Annotated in this window: 14 protein-coding genes; 4 read left to right on the top strand and 10 right to left on the bottom strand. The window is 45.5% G+C overall.

Features of this window, described 5'->3' with window-relative positions; genetic code table 11:
* The first annotated feature begins 95 nt into the window (after nucleotides 1-95).
* Nucleotides 96-1,478 carry an RIP metalloprotease RseP gene (gene rseP, locus F7D47_RS08170; RefSeq protein ID WP_153086186.1) on the top strand — a complete coding sequence of 461 codons (1,383 nt, stop codon included), beginning with the start codon at nucleotides 96-98 and terminating at the stop codon, nucleotides 1,476-1,478.
* Nucleotides 1,479-1,573: 95 nt separating this feature from the next.
* Here rseP and F7D47_RS08165 read toward each other — a convergent pair whose 3' ends face one another.
* The 3 genes from F7D47_RS08165 to recG all read right to left on the bottom strand — a co-directional run bounded on the left by F7D47_RS08165 (nucleotide 1,574) and on the right by recG (nucleotide 5,390).
* Nucleotides 1,574-2,524, bottom strand: coding sequence for a M23 family metallopeptidase (locus tag F7D47_RS08165; protein WP_022121306.1), 951 nt, complete (start codon nucleotides 2,522-2,524; stop codon nucleotides 1,574-1,576).
* A 235-nt stretch (nucleotides 2,525-2,759) separates the two neighbouring features.
* On the bottom strand, nucleotides 2,760-3,080 hold the full coding sequence (locus F7D47_RS08160) for a hypothetical protein (RefSeq protein WP_153086185.1): 321 nt from the start codon (nucleotides 3,078-3,080) through the stop codon (nucleotides 2,760-2,762).
* A 213-nt stretch (nucleotides 3,081-3,293) separates the two neighbouring features.
* A complete protein-coding gene (gene recG / locus F7D47_RS08155) occupies nucleotides 3,294-5,390 on the bottom strand; it encodes an ATP-dependent DNA helicase RecG (RefSeq protein WP_153086184.1) in 2,097 nt (698 codons plus the stop codon).
* A gap of 132 nt (nucleotides 5,391-5,522) precedes the next feature.
* On the opposite strand from recG, the gene F7D47_RS08150 reads away from it, so the two are divergent.
* Nucleotides 5,523-7,445 (top strand): glycosyl hydrolase, encoded by a 1,923-nt coding sequence (locus F7D47_RS08150; protein WP_194252621.1) that lies wholly within the window; start codon nucleotides 5,523-5,525, stop codon nucleotides 7,443-7,445.
* Here the strand turns inward: F7D47_RS08150 and F7D47_RS08145 are convergent.
* Nucleotides 7,417-8,085 carry a 2-C-methyl-D-erythritol 4-phosphate cytidylyltransferase gene (locus tag F7D47_RS08145; protein WP_022121302.1) on the bottom strand — a complete coding sequence of 223 codons (669 nt, stop codon included), beginning with the start codon at nucleotides 8,083-8,085 and terminating at the stop codon, nucleotides 7,417-7,419. The genes F7D47_RS08150 and F7D47_RS08145 overlap by 29 nt on opposite strands.
* A gap of 42 nt (nucleotides 8,086-8,127) precedes the next feature.
* Nucleotides 8,128-8,700, bottom strand: a complete 573-nt coding sequence (locus tag F7D47_RS08140) for a DJ-1 family glyoxalase III (RefSeq protein WP_153086182.1) — start codon at nucleotides 8,698-8,700, stop codon at nucleotides 8,128-8,130.
* Between the two features lie 83 nt (nucleotides 8,701-8,783).
* Between F7D47_RS08140 and F7D47_RS08135 the strand changes: the two genes are divergently transcribed.
* Nucleotides 8,784-9,674 (top strand): NAD kinase, encoded by an 891-nt coding sequence (locus F7D47_RS08135; RefSeq protein ID WP_022121300.1) that lies wholly within the window; start codon nucleotides 8,784-8,786, stop codon nucleotides 9,672-9,674.
* 235 nt (nucleotides 9,675-9,909) lie between these two features.
* Here F7D47_RS08135 and F7D47_RS08130 read toward each other — a convergent pair whose 3' ends face one another.
* On the bottom strand, nucleotides 9,910-11,928 hold the full coding sequence (locus F7D47_RS08130) for an alpha-amylase family glycosyl hydrolase (RefSeq protein ID WP_153086181.1): 2,019 nt from the start codon (nucleotides 11,926-11,928) through the stop codon (nucleotides 9,910-9,912).
* 326 nt (nucleotides 11,929-12,254) lie between these two features.
* Between F7D47_RS08130 and F7D47_RS08125 the strand changes: the two genes are divergently transcribed.
* Entirely contained in the window at nucleotides 12,255-12,464 is a 210-nt protein-coding gene (locus tag F7D47_RS08125; protein WP_153084497.1) for a hypothetical protein, read from the top strand.
* Between the two features lie 463 nt (nucleotides 12,465-12,927).
* Here the strand turns inward: F7D47_RS08125 and F7D47_RS08120 are convergent, their stop codons facing one another.
* The 4 genes from F7D47_RS08120 to F7D47_RS08105 all read right to left on the bottom strand — a co-directional run bounded on the left by F7D47_RS08120 (nucleotide 12,928) and on the right by F7D47_RS08105 (nucleotide 15,704).
* Nucleotides 12,928-13,227: a transposase gene (locus F7D47_RS08120; protein WP_153086180.1), complete on the bottom strand. Its 300-nt coding sequence runs from the start codon at nucleotides 13,225-13,227 to the stop codon at nucleotides 12,928-12,930.
* A 25-nt stretch (nucleotides 13,228-13,252) separates the two neighbouring features.
* Entirely contained in the window at nucleotides 13,253-13,813 is a 561-nt protein-coding gene (locus tag F7D47_RS08115) for an ORF6N domain-containing protein (RefSeq protein ID WP_153081750.1), read from the bottom strand.
* A 511-nt stretch (nucleotides 13,814-14,324) separates the two neighbouring features.
* Entirely contained in the window at nucleotides 14,325-14,636 is a 312-nt protein-coding gene (locus F7D47_RS08110) for a transposase (RefSeq protein WP_153084499.1), read from the bottom strand.
* Between the two features lie 81 nt (nucleotides 14,637-14,717).
* Nucleotides 14,718-15,704, bottom strand: coding sequence for an ORF6N domain-containing protein (locus tag F7D47_RS08105; RefSeq protein ID WP_153084500.1), 987 nt, complete (start codon nucleotides 15,702-15,704; stop codon nucleotides 14,718-14,720).
* Nucleotides 15,705-15,843: the final 139 nt, after the last annotated feature.

The following is a 15,843-nucleotide window of genomic DNA, read 5'->3' as shown; positions in this document are numbered from 1 at the left end:
AATTAAAATGAACGTAGGATATAGGGCTCATCATAAAGTTCAAAGTTCCAAGTTCAAAGTTCCAAGTAAATAAGTTCAAAGTTCAAAGTAAATAAATGGAAGTATTTTTGATCAAAGCGTTGCAGCTGATGCTGTCGCTTTCCATCTTAGTGTTGCTCCATGAGGGCGGACACTTCTTCTTCTCCAAACTCTTTGGTGTAAGAGTGGAGAAGTTCTATCTGTTCTTCGACCCTTGGTTCCATCTCTTCGAGTTCAAGCCAAAGAATTCGGATACTACCTATGGTTTGGGATGGTTGCCGCTCGGAGGATATTGTAAGATTTCGGGTATGATAGATGAAAGTTTCGATACCGAACAGATGAAACAGCCGGAACAGCCATACGAGTTTCGCAGCAAACCGGCATGGCAGCGCCTGCTCATCATGATAGGTGGCGTGCTGGTCAACTTCGTGCTGGCTCTCTTCATCTATTCCATGATTCTGTTCCATTGGGGCGACAATTATGTGGCTACCCGCGATATGAGTTATGGTATGAAGTTCAATACCGAGGCAAAGGCATTGGGTTTCCAGGACAAGGATATTCTGGTAAGCACCGATCTGGGTGCGTTCAAGACCTTTGATGGCGATCTGTATCGTAATCTCTCTGAGGCTAAGCAGGTCAATATCATCCGTCAGGGCAAACCGATGACGCTTAATCTGCCTGGCGATCTCGACATGCTCAGTATGATTAAGAGCAGTCCTCGCTTCGTAGATGTGTATGTACCGCTGCAGATTGATAGTGTGATGAAGGATTCACCTGCCAGCAAACTCGGTTTGACAAAGGGTGATAAGATTCTTGCTATTAATAATAAAAAGGTAGTCTCTTTCAACGAATTTCAGATTGAATTGGGCAGAGTAGAGGATGTGCTTGCTTCGGCTGAGACGCCGCAGGACAGTGCCAGAGCACTTACAGCTCAGGTTACTTATCTCAAGGCTTCTGGCGATACCGTCAAGTCAAATGTTCTCCTGCAGTCTACCGAAGAGGGTGTGAAGTTTGGTTTCTACAATCATCCTGTCATGCTCGATTATAAGATTACTCATGTCAACTATGGCTTCTTCGAGAGTTTCCCTGCCGGCATCAAATACGGCTGGAATGTCTTGGCCGGTTATGTGGGCGATATGAAGTATGTCTTCTCTAAGGAAGGTGCCAAGAGTCTGGGTGGTTTCGGTGCGCTGGGCAGTCTCTTCCCATCTGTATGGGATTGGCATGCATTCTGGCTTATGACAGCGTTCCTGAGCATCATTCTTGCCTTCATGAATATTCTTCCTATCCCTGCTCTTGATGGTGGACATGTGTTCTTCCTTCTCTATGAGATTATCACAGGTCGCAAACCGGGCGATAAGTTCATGGAGCGTGCTGAGTATATTGGTTTCGGCATACTGATTCTTCTGCTTGTCGTTGCCAACCTGAACGATGTATTGCGACTCTTCGGCATCTTATAATGCCGGGGAATCGCGAAAATAAAGGTCTAAAAAAAGAGGGTGTGTCATTAATTTATGACACACCCTCTTTTTTTGAGTTTATTCTTTTATACGTATTATACGTATCTGATAATCTGTCCTACACTAACCTTCTTGTCTTTGCGGTAGCCGTTGAGTCTGCAGATCTGCTCTACAGATACGCCGCGCTTTTCAGCGATAGAACTAAGCGTTTCGCCTGGCTTCACCTTGTGGTAGAGCTTCTCGTGGCCAGCAGGCAGTTCGTAGTATCTTCCCACTTCGCCGCCGTTAACCTGCTCTCTGGTGTAACCACCGTTGCCAACCTTGCCGCGGGCAGCATTGGCATCAGCTGATTCGCTTTCGTAGGTATTACGGTTAAAGCTGTAGAAGTCGCCTGTAACGTCCTGGTTGCGGAAATCGAAGAAGAGTGCCGGGTTCAGAGCCACACCACAGAGACGGGTCTCAAAGTGGAGATGCGAACCGGTACTTCTACCCGTATTACCACCCAAGCCAATCACATCGCCGGCTCTTACCTCTTCGCCCTCAGTAACGAGCTGCTTAGAGAGGTGACCATAGATAGTCTCCAAACCGTTGTTGTGACGAATCACGATGTACTTACCGTAACCACCACCTTCATATCTTACGATGCGAACTCTGCCTGAAAAGGCTGAGCGGATTGAGTCGCCAATATAAACCTTGATGTCCATACCTTTATGTTGGCGGCCAAAGCTAGCACGGTAACCGAAGTTACTTGTGACAACGCGACTAGGAGTTGGCATGCAGAAATGACGGAGATCGATACGGAAGTGCTCAGGCAAGGTTGTAGCCCTGTGAGCGTACTTGTTAGAGAAATCCTCATACAGCTCGGCTGCAGGGTTCTCTCTATCTTCAATCATTCGATAATGCGACACAGCGAGTGTGTCGAGCGATTTCATTCTGTGGTCTACAGGTGCCTGTCTTGCCAACAGGTCTTGTCCGCAAACGGGAGAAGCTGTTAGCGCCAACAATGCAACGACCGAAATTTTCTTTATACTCTTTTTAAAACTCATACTACTTTTTCTATTTTCTTTTTTAGGTTCGTGTCAACAGCGCAGAATCATACAAGAAATTCTGCAAAAACCACTAAGGCAAATGCCTTCATGTAGCGGTTTTGTTATATAGACGTTGCAAATATAACAAAAAAACTTCAAAAAACCAAAGTTGTTAAAGCCAAAAGGGCGATATTTAACGCCCTAGCCTTTTTTTTAACTTACATTAGGAAAATGAGATGCAAGGAGTTGACTTTTAGTACGTTTCATGCTTTTGTAGCATTCTCAACAGAGCCACGGCAGGAGAATGCCCCATGAAAATATACTTTTTTACCTCCGGACTGGTGAATCGGAGGCATTCCTGATAAGCGCGGTAGAGGTCGTTGAGATTGATGGTAAATTCCTTACCCGATGACTCTCTGATACCGATAATCATCTTTGCCGTGACATGCAGTTTGACGTATCTGATGCCTGTTGCGCTTTCTATTTCTGTAATGTTTTCGAGAATGGATCTCATTTCTTCCAGGGTTATTTCTGGTCGCGGCTCCCTGATAGCCGGCTTTCTTCTTTTATCCATAATTATACTTTTTACTTTTGGGACAGGCGATGGAATCGCCTGGAACGGGGGTGAGGCTGCTTGATAGCTGAAGCCACCTTTTAGCCTTGCTTTCTGATAACAGGAACTGCTTTTGCTTGCTTTCTGATAGAGGAACTGCTTTTGCTTGCTTTCTGATAGCAGGAACTGCTCTTGCTTGCTTTCTGATAGCAGGAACTGCTTTTGCTTGCTGCTTTAGCTGATGGCTGCCCAGTTGATATGGGTTTTCTTCAATTCCCTGAGGCGGTTCCAGAGCAGGGCGTTGTGAGGAGCATTGCATTCGGGATCGTTGTCGATGATTTCCTGTGCTTCTGTGCGTGCCAGTTGTACCAGCTGCCCGTCTCTGGCAATATTCGCTATCTTCAGGTCGAAAGCCATGCCGCTCTGCTGCGTTCCCTCCAGGTCGCCGGGACCACGGAGTTTCAAGTCGGCCTCGGCGATACGGAAACCGTCGTTCGTATCGCACATGATATCAATGCGTTTGCGGGTTTCTTCTGAAAGCTTATAGTTGGTTACCAGAATACAGTAGCTCTGGTCGCAGCCTCTTCCTACACGGCCTCTCAGCTGGTGCAACTGGGAGAGACCGAAGCGCTGTGCGTCCAGGATGACCATCACAGAAGCATTGGGCACATTTACACCAACTTCTATCACGGTGGTGGCAACGAGAATCTGTGTTTCGCCCTTCACAAACTGCTCCATCTCTACCTCCTTTTCGGCAGATTTCATCTTTCCGTGTATCTTGCTCAGTCTGAACTCCGGGAATGCCTGTTTCAGCGTTTCGTAACCTTCTTCCAGATTCTTCAGGTCGCTCTTCTCGCTTTCCTTGATCAGCGGAAAGACGATATATACCTGTCTGCCGAGATTAATCTGGCGGCGGATGCTCTGATAGAGGCTGGTGAGTTGGGTATCAAACTTATGTAGCGTCTGTATCGGTTTTCTGCCCGGTGGCAGTTCATCAATCACGCTCACGTCCAGGTCACCATAAATGGTCATGGCGAGGGTGCGGGGGATAGGAGTGGCGGTCATCACGAGGATATGAGGCGGATTCTCGCTCTTGTTCCACAACTTGGCTCTCTGCGCCACACCGAAGCGATGCTGCTCATCGATAACGGCTACGCCTAATCTTCTGAAAACCACCGGGTCTTCGAGGATGGCATGGGTGCCTACCAGAATCTGGATGTCGCCCGTAGCCAGGTCGGCAAGAATCTTTTCTCTCTTCTTTCCCTTTACGATGCCTGTGAGCAGTTCTACCCGGATGTCCATTCCCTGCAGGAAGTCGCAGATAGTTTGCAGATGCTGCTCGGCAAGAATTTCGGTAGGTGCCATCATACATGCCTGATAACCGTTATCCAGCGCAATGAGCATGGTCATGAGAGCCACGAGCGTCTTGCCCGAACCTACATCACCCTGCAGAAGACGGTTCATCTGTCTGCCGCTGCACATATCGGCTCTGATTTCATGCATCACCAGTTTCTGTGCTCCTGTCAGTTCGAAAGGCAGATGATGGGCATAGAACCCGTTGAAGATGTCAGCGATGCGGTTGAAGACATAGCCCCTGAACTTGCGGCGCTGGTCGGTGGCATACCTTATTATATTAAGCTGCACATAGAAGAGTTCCTCAAATTTAAGGCGTACCTGTGCTTTCTGCATCTCCTGATGGGAATGCGGATAATGAATCATGCGGATGGCTGCATCGCGCGAAACCAGATGCAGACGGTCTACGATATGGCTTGGCAGCGTTTCGGGAAGAGGAGGAAGGATGGTGACCAACTGCTTGGTCATCTTCTCTATGGAACGTGAGGTGTAGCCACGCTTTCTCAGGTTCTCGGTAAGCGAGTAGTAGGGCTGCATGCCCATCTCTGAAATCTGGAGATTGGTGGCATCGTCCATATCGGGATGGGTAAACTGGAATCTGCCGTTGAAGACGGTTGGCTTTCCGAAAACGAGATATTCGGTTCCCACCTTATAGGTCTTCATGATGTATTGGGCACCGCGATACCAGATGAGGTCAGCCACACCGTAGCCGTCTGAGAAATGGGCTACCAGCAGCTTGTTGCGCTTACCGGTATCAATCTCATCGTAGCTGAGAATCTTGCCTTTGAGTTGTACAAAGGGCATGTCGGCATTGAGTTCGCTGATGTGGAAAACCTTGGAGCGGTCTACATATTTATATGGATAGTATTCCAGCAGGTCACTATAAGAGTTGATGCCGAGCTCCTTGCTCAGTATCTCTTTCTTCTTGGGTCCTACCCCTGGCAGGAACATGATGTCTTGGTCTAAAATACTATTCATAATGATGCAAAAGTACAACATTATGGCAAAACAGCCAAAATGTTTAACTCTTTTTTTCCGCAATTGTGGCTTTTTTATTTGTTTATATTGATTTTTCTTCGTACCTTCGCACCGAATAAGATTAAAACTTTCATGAATAGTAAAAAAAGATATATGGTGATAGCTTTGCTGGCGCTTCTGGTTGTGTCGGCAATGGCATATAATGACGAGGCTAAGCCTTGGACCTTCTGGAACTGGAAGTATGGCTCCGTTTCCAGACCGGGTATTCATGCCGATCTGACGGGTATGAAGAATGTAGGTATGGGTGGTATCTGGCTGATGCCGGTACGTGAAGCCGGCGAGCGTCTGGAATTTCAGGACGGGGTGGCACAGCTGTCGCCTGAGTTCTGGAAGATGATGGATTATTCCTTCCAGCTAGCCGACTCTCTCGATTTTGATATGGGCATCCATGTCTTGCCTGGCAATCCGCTTGTTCTCCCTGCTGAATCGATGCAGAAGGTTGTCTGGACCGATACCATCGTGAAGGGCGGAAAGAAGATTGAAGGCTTGCAGATGTGGCAGCCCGAGAGTTATAAGGACGGAAAGATGCAGTCTGCCGGAAACGAAGGTGGATATTATCAGGATATTGCTGCTTTTGCCATCCGCTTTAAAGGGAAAACGGGGCCTGCCTGGCGCAACGCAACCGATTCGGCTGCCCGGAGCGAGGCGGTGCCGATGACTGATGTGCTCCCCTTGAAGATGGAAGGGGGAATGGTGATGGGTGTCATGGTGAATGGTATCTTGCAGAATAAGTTGCCTAAGGGCTCCTGGTGCCTGTTGCGGATGGGACATACCTCAACGGGACAGACTCATGCAACGGATGGGAAAGGTATGGGACTTGAGGTGGACAGGTTCTCACCGGCAGCTGTAAAGAAGCTTTTCGATTCCTGGTATGCGCCGTTACTGAACCGTCCGCATGGCGATGTGGTGTCGTATCTGTATATCGACCCGAGAGAGTGGGGCAGCCAGAACTGGGGCTGTCAGTTTGCCGAAGAATTCAAAGTGCGCCGCGGCTATGATCTCATCCCCTATCTTCCTGTCATGGCAGGTGTTCCGCTGGAGTCGGCTTCCCGATACGAACAGGTACAGAATGATATCCGTCTCACCATCGAGGAACTGGTAAAGGAAAAGTTCTTCCAGACCTTCACCCGTCTGGCAGAAGAACAGTATGTTGAGGTTTCTTGTGAGCCTATCCCGCGTACCGATCATCCTGACGATATGTTCCGTGCCGTAAGCAGAGCCCATATCTATAATGAAAATCCGGTTCAGGCTGTGGCTTGTACAGGAAACTGTGGCGTACAGAACGGAACGCCCGCCTTGCTCAAACCTTTGATAGACCGCCATCTGGCGCTTGGCATCAACAGGTTCATTTTCCAGCATGATATTGTCCGGCATCCAGAGGCTCGAGGTTTCATGGATTACATCACCATGTGTCAGCATTATCTGCAGCAGGGCAGACCGGTGGTTGATATCGCTGTGTTTCATCCTTCGGAAAACCCCGAACAGAAGAACAGCTATCGTGCCCCTCGTGGTTACAAATACGATTTGATCAACAAGGATGCCTTGCTGAAATGGAATTTCGAATACAGTCCGAAAGGTAAACTGCCTGGAAATCAGGATTATCGCATTCTCGTGGTTTCGCAGCCGGATAGCTCTCTCTCTGCTGAGATAAAAGCGAAACTGGAGGAATTGCGTGAGGAAGGCATCGTTATCATCGACAAGCCTTATCAGGCGAAGAACTTCTCGAAGTATGGCATCGATCCGGATGTCATACTGCCTGAGAATATGGATTATGCCCACCGTCTGGTTCTGGAGGCAACGGGCAGGAAGGATATCTATTTCCTGATTAATCAGGAGAATAAGGAACGCCAGATTACGGCAACCTTCCGTACCGGTACTTCCAGAATCCGCCAGATAGTGAACTTGAACTTGCCAGCTTATGGCTCAGTCTTCGTCATCCTGTCTAACAGGGATGACATGCAGATTATCAGCCCAGCAAAGCTTCCGCTACCTTGATGTCGAATGGAGTGGTAATCTTGATGTTCTCACGGTTACCCTCTACCATTGCAACCTGACAGCCAAGACTTTCTACCACCGAAGCATCATCGGTAAACTGTTCCTTGTATTCCTGGTTGAAAGCCTGCTTTGCCAGACCGATGTCGAAGGTCTGGGGAGTCTGCACCACGCGGTAATCGCTGCGCAGCACGTTCTTTCCGCCTCCGTGCTGGTCGATATAGCGCAGGGTGTCGGTTACGGCATATACAGGGATGGCTGCATATTCTTCGCGAGCCGTCTCGAAACATTCCTCGATGACTTCTTTAGATACGAATGGGCGCACGCCGTCGTGAATACCCACTACGCCATCTTCATCATCAGGAATGAGTGCCAGTCCGTTTTTGGATGACTGGAAACGGGTGTCGCCACCATTAGCTATCTGGTGCTTGATGCTGAAATGATGCTCCTCGCAGAGCTGGTGCCAGTATGCCTGCTGACTCTCCGGCAGAACCAGGATGATGTTCAATGCAGGGTCATATTCATGAAAACGCTCTATGGTGCGCATCAGGATAGGCTTGCCCGCTACCGGCAAGAACTGTTTTGGAATCTCACTTCCCATGCGGAGGCCCTTGCCTCCGGCTACTATGATTACGTAATCCACTTTGTTACTAATTAATAGTTTATAATTTATAGTTTATAGGGCTTACTTGCTTTGCATGAGATGATCATACATCATGCCATCCTGCAGGGCAGCTACGGTTTCCTTGCTTACGAAATAGCTCAATATCTTATAGGCGTATGGGAGGGTTGCTGCAGGCCCTTCGCCTGTAATCACGTTGCCGTCTTCCTGGAAGAGGGTGGCGGTATATTCGGTGTTCTCGCCGAAATACTGCTCGAAACCAGGATAACAGGTAGCCTTCTTTCCTTCGAGGATGCCTGTGCTTGCCAGAACCATTGGGGCTGCGCAGATGGCACCGATTCGCTTGCCAGCCTTGTGCTGTGCGATGAGCGCCTGGCGCACACCTTCGTGCTCGTTCAGGTTTGTACTGCCTGGCATTCCGCCCGGAATCATCAGCATGTCAGCATCTTCAAAGCTGGTAATATCCTCAAACTTCAGGTCAGCCTTGATGGTAACACCATGCGATGTTTCTACCCATTCAGTACCCGTTACACTTACAGTCTTGATGTCTACACCACCTCTGCGGAGGATGTCTACCGGAGCCAATCCTTCGATTTCCTCGAAGCCATTGGCAAGAAATTCATATACCTTAGCCATAATTTATTTGTTTTTTGTCTTGTTATTCAAATAATATGATTACCTTTGCAAAAGTAAGAATAATTATTGAAATAACAAAATAAATGGCACAGCAACATTTAAAATTCGCAATATTTGGTAATGAATACCAGGCTAAGAAGTCGGCTTCGATAGAGAAAATCCTTCTTTATCTCGAAAAGAAGGAGGCTGAAGTTTATGTGGAGAATGCTTATTACGAGTTTCTTACCCGCGACCAGCATCTCGATGTGAAGGCGGCTGGGGTGTTCGAGGATTACAACTTCGATGTGGATTACGTCATCTCTATGGGGGGTGACGGTACCTTCCTGAAGGCAGCGAGCCGTGTGGGAGCCAAGGGTACGCCTATCATCGGTGTGAATATGGGCAGATTGGGCTTCCTTGCCGATGTGCTGCCAAGCGAGATAGAGTCAGCGCTGGACAGTCTTTATGCCGGTGAATGTCTGATAGAGGAGCATGCGGTGATTCAGGTGGAGGCAGAAGGTGGTATACTTGCCGGCAATCCGTTCGCCCTCAACGATATCGCCGTACTGAAGCGTGATGATGCTTCGATGATTTCCATCCGTACGCAGGTAGATGGCGAATTCCTCGTTACCTATCAGGCAGATGGTCTGATTGTTACCACGCCAACCGGTTCTACGGCATACAATCTTTCGAATGGCGGACCTATCATCATTCCGCAGAGTGGCAGCATCTGTCTTACTCCGGTGGCTCCTCACAGTCTGAACATCCGTCCTATCGTCATCAATGATACGGCAGTCATCACGCTCGATATCGAGAGTCGCAGCCACAACTATCTGGTAGCCATCGATGGACGTAGTGAGCGTATGACGGAGGAAACCCGCCTCATCATCCGAAAGGCTCCTCATAGCATTAAGATTGTGAAGCAGCGCAACCAGCGTTATTTCTCTACCCTGAGAGAGAAACTGATGTGGGGGGCTGACCAGCGCGAAAGATAATTAGAATAAGAAAGATAATTAAAATAAGAAAAGAGGTATATCCCGAAGACGAATCTTGGGTATACCTCTTTTTTCTTACCTAAAACAACTAACTAGTAACCTTGTATGTACTAAAACTACCTTTAAAACAAACCTAAACCTAAAAACATAAACCTTAATAAACCTAAAAACTTAAAACTGAAAAACTTAAACAAAAAAAAACTGAAACTATTCTTTGAACTTATTTGTTGTATTCTTATCTGATAATCACTTTCTTTCCCTGGTGGATGTAAACACCGCTCTCTGCAGGTTTCTTACCCAATTTCATACCGCTAAGTGTATACCATGCATTGTCTGTTATGGTATTGCTTATGGTTGGAGTTCCTGTGATGCCTGTTGGTGCCCAGATGGCGGTAACATCCTTGCAGGTGTATTGACCTTTACTCATTGTAGTGGTAATCTCATAATACTTGGTGCTGTTGCCGGCATTCAAGTCTACAGTCTGCTTCTTGCCTGTTCCTTTTCCCTGATTGAAGATGATATTTACGATAGCATCCTTGCTCTTGATCTTGAAGTCCATATAGTACCACTTCTTTCCATTCAGAGCCTTGGTTGCTGTGACAGCAGTACCTGGCCATTCTCCAGTGAGCTTTTCGCTGGAATTCCATGCGTAGAAACACATGGTAGAACCCCAGTTGGTTACCTGGTCGGCATTGGCATATATGGTGATGGTATATGGCTCGAATGCCTTGACGGTATAATTGTAGGTACGGATACCTGTTACGGTTCCGTTGCTGAGCAAGCCAACCTTCAAGGTGCAGGTCTCATCTATGTTGATGGTGTTACCTGTAGCCACCTGCTTGCTCTTGGCTGTAGGGTCTGTGCCGTCAGTTGTGTATACCAGTTTGGCATTGCTGTTCTGGCTCACAGCCGTAAGCTTAGCCTTGAATCCTGCCTCGTATTCGCCCGATGGTATATTGCACCATGCGGTTTCTGCTGATTTAGAAAGATAATAACGGTAGTGGTATCCTTCGAGAATCTGTGCATAATCAGCACTTGGAGTATATGCCTTGGTGTTATTTCCAACAACTACGATGAGCTTAGCCTTGTTGCCGGTAGTTTCATTGGCAAAGCATGTGGTCTGCGCCATCTTGGTGGTATAATTGCTCATGTTGGTGATGCCTGCAAGTTTGCGGGCTTCAATCATGCTCTTGATTTCCTGTTTGTAGGCTCTCCAGTGTGGCTGGAACACGCAAGGAGTTCCCGGCATGGCGAGCATATAGGCATTGGCTGCAAGCGTATCCCGCTTAAGAGGATCCTGCTGCTCATCTTTAGAGCGGTATTGCATGTCGTGATTCTCTACGAATGTGATGGCATACTGACGGTATGTTGGGTCATGCATCAGATTATTATCGCTCTTCAGCTTCGACCAGTTTGGCGATGAAACAATCTTATTGTCTTTTACGCCTACTGCGTCACGAACATTATAACGGAACTGGAAGTCGAAGGCAGCACTCTTCTTGTTGGTCTTGTTAATCCAGTTGATGATAGATGGGTTTCCATCCCAATATTCACCTACAGAGAATTCTACACCGGTAGCATCATTGTAGTCAGCCACGTGGGTACCGCTGAAACCCTTTACCATGTCGTAGCGGAAACCGGTATATCCAATATCCTCCTTCAGAAATTTCAGATATGCCTTGATAATCTTCTGCACGTTTGCGCTCTTATGGTCAATATCACGGCATCCTCCAAAGTCGGTTCCCTCATCATAGTTATTGCTGAGGCTAACCCCGTCTTTTTTTGCCTGTGTTGCCGTACTTCCGCCATCATCATTCTTGCAGATATCGGTAGACAGCATCTTATAGGTCACTCCCTTGTAGGTTTCTGCAGGGAAGGTATACCAGCCGTCTGTATTGCGATGGTTGACCACAACATCAGCTATTGCGCCTATGCCGTTGGCTTTGAACTTGGCAATCAGACTTCTGAGTTCAGCCTCAGTTCCGAATGAGGAGTTCTGGTTGAAATAATAATATGGCATATAGCCCATCACCTTTGTGGTTTCGATGCATTTACCGCTTTGTGGGAGCCATACTAGGTCGATGAAACCTTTCATATCATCGGCTTGCTTCTCTAGGACGCTCCATTGGGAGTAGTCGTAAGAATCCCATGAGAATCCTTGCAGCATGACGCCACTATAGTTAGCAGGCCAGCCTTGTGCAAACATATTGATGCTTGTCAGTAAAGCGATAAGTGTAAAGTATATCTTCTTCATAATTATCATTGTATTTTGTGATTATTATTTTATGTTTAATTGCAAGTTGTATTGTTATACGATGGCAAAGTTACGATTTATTTCATTAGCTTGTTCAAAAATTGATGCAAATCAAGCGAATAAATTGTGCAAACGTTTGCATTCCGGTGTGCTTTTCTTCTGTTATATAATTAAGGTATATGTAGCTTTAGGAGATAATTATGATTAAAAAACTAGAAAACATTTGGCGGTCTCGTTTTTTATTGCGTAATTTGCGTTGCGTAAAAAGCGCAATGAACGTTTGTGTAATGAATGATAACAAGATATGGCAAGATTGAACAATCCTTTTGTGGGCGATAGCTCGTGAGTGTTTGGTATCTTCGCCGTTGAGCCAGCAGTTTATCTGTACCCACCATCTTCCAGCTACGAGCAGCGTGAGAACGGCATTAAAGGCATTGGTAGATAAGCAGCTGGTAAGCAAGACTCCGACTGGCTATCTGGTTAGTGACCGCTTCTTTGCGAAATGGCTGGTGAGAGGAGGAATCATAGCCAACTGAGGAAATGAAAATTACGTCCCGATGCTTGGCTATGGTGAGATGGATGATAACAATGCCGCAACTTATACGATGTAAGGAATCAGTTATAACGATGCAAGGAAGCCTTTCTTGCGATTGCGTGACATTTGTCATGCGTTTATACGACACTTGTCGTACGGTCGGATGACAAATGTCGTATAATCACATGACATATATCAAAGTATAAATAAACCTAATATTTTACACCAAAAGATACAAGTTATCACATTATTATATATATATGCATCATCTTTCATAGAAGACAAAGAATGCGAATTCAACAAGCAAGTGCAAAAATCCATCCCATTGTCTGTTAAAGAATATGATCATAAAAATCTTGAAAACGTGCAGAAGGCTTAATACGATTTTCATAGATTTGCATAACGTAAAGGCATACAAAAAAGGCGGCTCCCGATATGTTCGAGAGCCGCCTGGTAATCTCTTCTTATTCCTTCATTTTCAGAATTTCCTCCAGTGGAAGCTCTGTGGCTGTTGATACTTGCTCATCAGAAAGGCCCATTGACAGAAGGCGGCGAGCTGTGGCTAGCTTTTCTTTTTCCATACCTTTTTCCATTCCTTTCTTTTCATCAAACTTTCTGGTGGCATATATATCACGCATATTCTTGATGTCCTCGTCATACAGCTCTAGTTCCTCTCGGGAGAGCTTGCGGAGGTCGCCTATTTCTGCCAACTTGCGGAAGACTGGATACTTCTCGCTGAATGGCATCTGTTCAAACATGTTCATATTCTTCCCTCCTTTTTATGTTGTTTTATTCTTTAGATTCTCTTGTGGTTTCTATAGAAAATTTCAGCACTCCTAAATTTACCCCAAAAGTCAATCTGCGCATTTTTAATGGCAGCTTATCTGCGAAGACTTCGTTCATGGCAGCTTGTATCTTACCTTCTGTTGCTTTGTCTGGTAAAATACCATGCTCCTTTGCATCTTCATTCACCTTATCTATAGTTCTTGCCAACTTGCGAAGTTGAGTGAAAGTATCAATGATGGCAATGGCGGTGGCTGTTGCCATTGGTGATTTTAATATTGTGGCAAGCATATAAAGTCCTTGCTCTGTAAATCCCTTTACAGTTGCATGAGAAAACTTCAATGTTTCGAGGTGGTCAAAATTTTTGACCACATGCTCTTTCTCGCTGTTAGTCAGTTCGATAACATATCCAGAAGGAAACTTATCTGGATTGTTTCTTATGGCTTGGTTAACCACCTTGGTTGTTACGCCATACAATTCAGCAACATCTCTGTCAAGGATGACTTGCGTATCCCTGATGACAATGATTTTACTTTCTGTTTTTACAATATCTTCTTGATGTCCCATAATTTCTTTTTTTTAAGCTATTCGTTGGCAAAGATACGACTTTTCCTCGTAACTTCCAAGGTTTTAGGGAAAAAATACTTGAAAAGGGGGAGGAGAAGATAAGTTTACTGATGTAATTGCGCAACCAGCGGTTGCGCAATTATAGAATGTTTGAGTTATTGAACCGATCAAAATCTTTGATCAGTTCGTCCTTATTTATCGGTTGCTTGTTGTAGTTTATATACTCATATAAGAAGCTGATTTCAACTAAAAGTTCCTTTGTGAATTATTAAACAGAAATTTCGCAAGTTGGCTCCACACGCCCCGAAGGGGCAGAAGCTCCTAGCCCGGGCTAGGAGCTTTTGGGCCTTCAGCCCGAACTTAAACCACATGCGAAAGTTCTGTATATGATTTTTATTGTTTTGTAATTCGGCGGTTGCAACCGCCGAATTATAGTTAAGCATATCATATGCCTAATAAAAACGTCTCATATCCTACATTTGAGTTCCTGAAAGTTCAGCCAGTTTCAGGCTTATTCCTTTAATTTCAGAATTTCCTCCAGTGGGAGTTCGGTGGCTGTTGATACTTGCTCATCAGAAAGGCCCATTGATAGGAGGCGGCGAGCTGTGGCTAGCTTTTCTTTTTCCATACCTTTTCCCATACCTATTTCCATCCCTTTCTTTTCATCAAACTTTCTGGTGGCATATATATCACGCATATTCTTGATGTCCTCGTCATACAGCTCTAGTTCCTCTCGGGAGAGCTTGCGGAGGTCGCCTATTTCTGCCAACTTGCGGAAGACTGGATACTTCTCGCTGAATGGCATCTGTTCAAACATGTTCATATTCTTCACTATATAAATCCAACAATCAATAAAAATGATGTAACCAAGTAAATTATAGATAACATTCTCGGAAGCAGCCTATTAACCTCTATTTATTCTTTCCACCAACTCATTAGGTGTAAGTATTTCCATCTTAGAGAAGCCAAACCATTTCTTGCCCAAATCCTTGATAGAAGCACCTATATGATATACATCATCATCTATGCAAAGAAAGCGGTCATGTGATAAACGGAATGTTTCAACAGCTATCGGAGCATATTGAGCGTTATGACGATCAATGTCAAGCTGGAACTGACGGCTTATCTGCTGCGTGTAGATAACTGCAGACACACCATTTTCTCTTTTGTCGAGTAATGTAAGTACTGTTTCATCTACATAGTTGTCGATAAGAATAATCTGCTTCTTTGCACTCTTAATCAAATCGGAAACGAAAGTATAGGCATCATAAATTTGTCCATTATAGAATACTCCCTGCTTCGGTTTCGCATTGCCCTCGTCCAATCTGCGGAACACTTCGTCAATACGCTTATTGGTTGCCTCAATGTGCTTATCGGTATCTTGTTGATGTTGCAGAATTTCCAACTGGTGATACTCCATTGTTTCTAAACGACTAAAAACAGAAGCATTATTTACCATGAAGTGACGCATGGAAACAAATGCTCGCATAATCTGAATGTTTACCTCTATGGCTGTTTTCGAACGAAGGACACTACTAAGCATTGCCACGCCTTGTTCTGTAAAGGCATAAGTTGAGTATCGGTTACCGCCTCTGCCGTTTGAGGTCACAATTTGTGACCTCAAACATTCTTCTTTACTCAATTCAAAACGAAAATCGTTGGGAAATCGCTCTATGTTACGCTTAATGGTTTGATTAAGGACTTTTGTCTCTACACCATATAAGGTGGCTAAATCTTTATCAAGCATAACCTGTTGTCCTCTAATTACTTTTATTAGAGGTTCTATGTTAGTTGCAAGTTTATGGTCATCATATTTTGTGACATCCATTTTGAACTGGTCACAATTTGTGACCAGTTCGTCTTTGTCTTGATGTTCTATGTTATTTGCCATTTGCTTACGCTTTATAAGGTCGTGGACGCAATATTGCTATTCGGGGACAAAGATACGACTTTTCCTCGTAACTTCCAAGGTTTTAGGGAAAAAATACTTGAAAAGGGGGAGGAGAAAGGAAAAAATAGGCGGCTCCCGG

Source organism: Segatella copri (genome assembly GCF_009494835.1).
Classification (GTDB): domain Bacteria; phylum Bacteroidota; class Bacteroidia; order Bacteroidales; family Bacteroidaceae; genus Prevotella; species Prevotella copri_F.
This window is presented reverse-complemented; position numbering and strand designations above follow the sequence as displayed.

What these genes read in the sequence shown, in the direction of transcription:
- F7D47_RS08140 (WP_153086182.1), bottom strand. Translation starts at nt 8,700, where the DNA reads ATGGCTAAGGTATATGAATTTCTTGCCAATGGCTTCGAGGAAATCGAA.
- F7D47_RS08150 (WP_194252621.1), top strand. Translation starts at nt 5,523, where the DNA reads ATGAATAGTAAAAAAAGATATATGGTGATAGCTTTGCTGGCGCTTCTG.
- F7D47_RS08160 (WP_153086185.1), bottom strand. Translation starts at nt 3,080, where the DNA reads ATGGATAAAAGAAGAAAGCCGGCTATCAGGGAGCCGCGACCAGAAATA.
- F7D47_RS08120 (WP_153086180.1), bottom strand. Translation starts at nt 13,227, where the DNA reads ATGAACATGTTTGAACAGATGCCATTCAGCGAGAAGTATCCAGTCTTC.
- F7D47_RS08165 (WP_022121306.1), bottom strand. Translation starts at nt 2,524, where the DNA reads ATGAGTTTTAAAAAGAGTATAAAGAAAATTTCGGTCGTTGCATTGTTG.
- recG (WP_153086184.1), bottom strand. Translation starts at nt 5,390, where the DNA reads ATGAATAGTATTTTAGACCAAGACATCATGTTCCTGCCAGGGGTAGGA.
- F7D47_RS08110 (WP_153084499.1), bottom strand. Translation starts at nt 14,636, where the DNA reads ATGAACATGTTTGAACAGATGCCATTCAGCGAGAAGTATCCAGTCTTC.
- F7D47_RS08130 (WP_153086181.1), bottom strand. Translation starts at nt 11,928, where the DNA reads ATGAAGAAGATATACTTTACACTTATCGCTTTACTGACAAGCATCAAT.
- rseP (WP_153086186.1), top strand. Translation starts at nt 96, where the DNA reads ATGGAAGTATTTTTGATCAAAGCGTTGCAGCTGATGCTGTCGCTTTCC.
- F7D47_RS08115 (WP_153081750.1), bottom strand. Translation starts at nt 13,813, where the DNA reads ATGGGACATCAAGAAGATATTGTAAAAACAGAAAGTAAAATCATTGTC.
- F7D47_RS08105 (WP_153084500.1), bottom strand. Translation starts at nt 15,704, where the DNA reads ATGGCAAATAACATAGAACATCAAGACAAAGACGAACTGGTCACAAAT.
- F7D47_RS08135 (WP_022121300.1), top strand. Translation starts at nt 8,784, where the DNA reads ATGGCACAGCAACATTTAAAATTCGCAATATTTGGTAATGAATACCAG.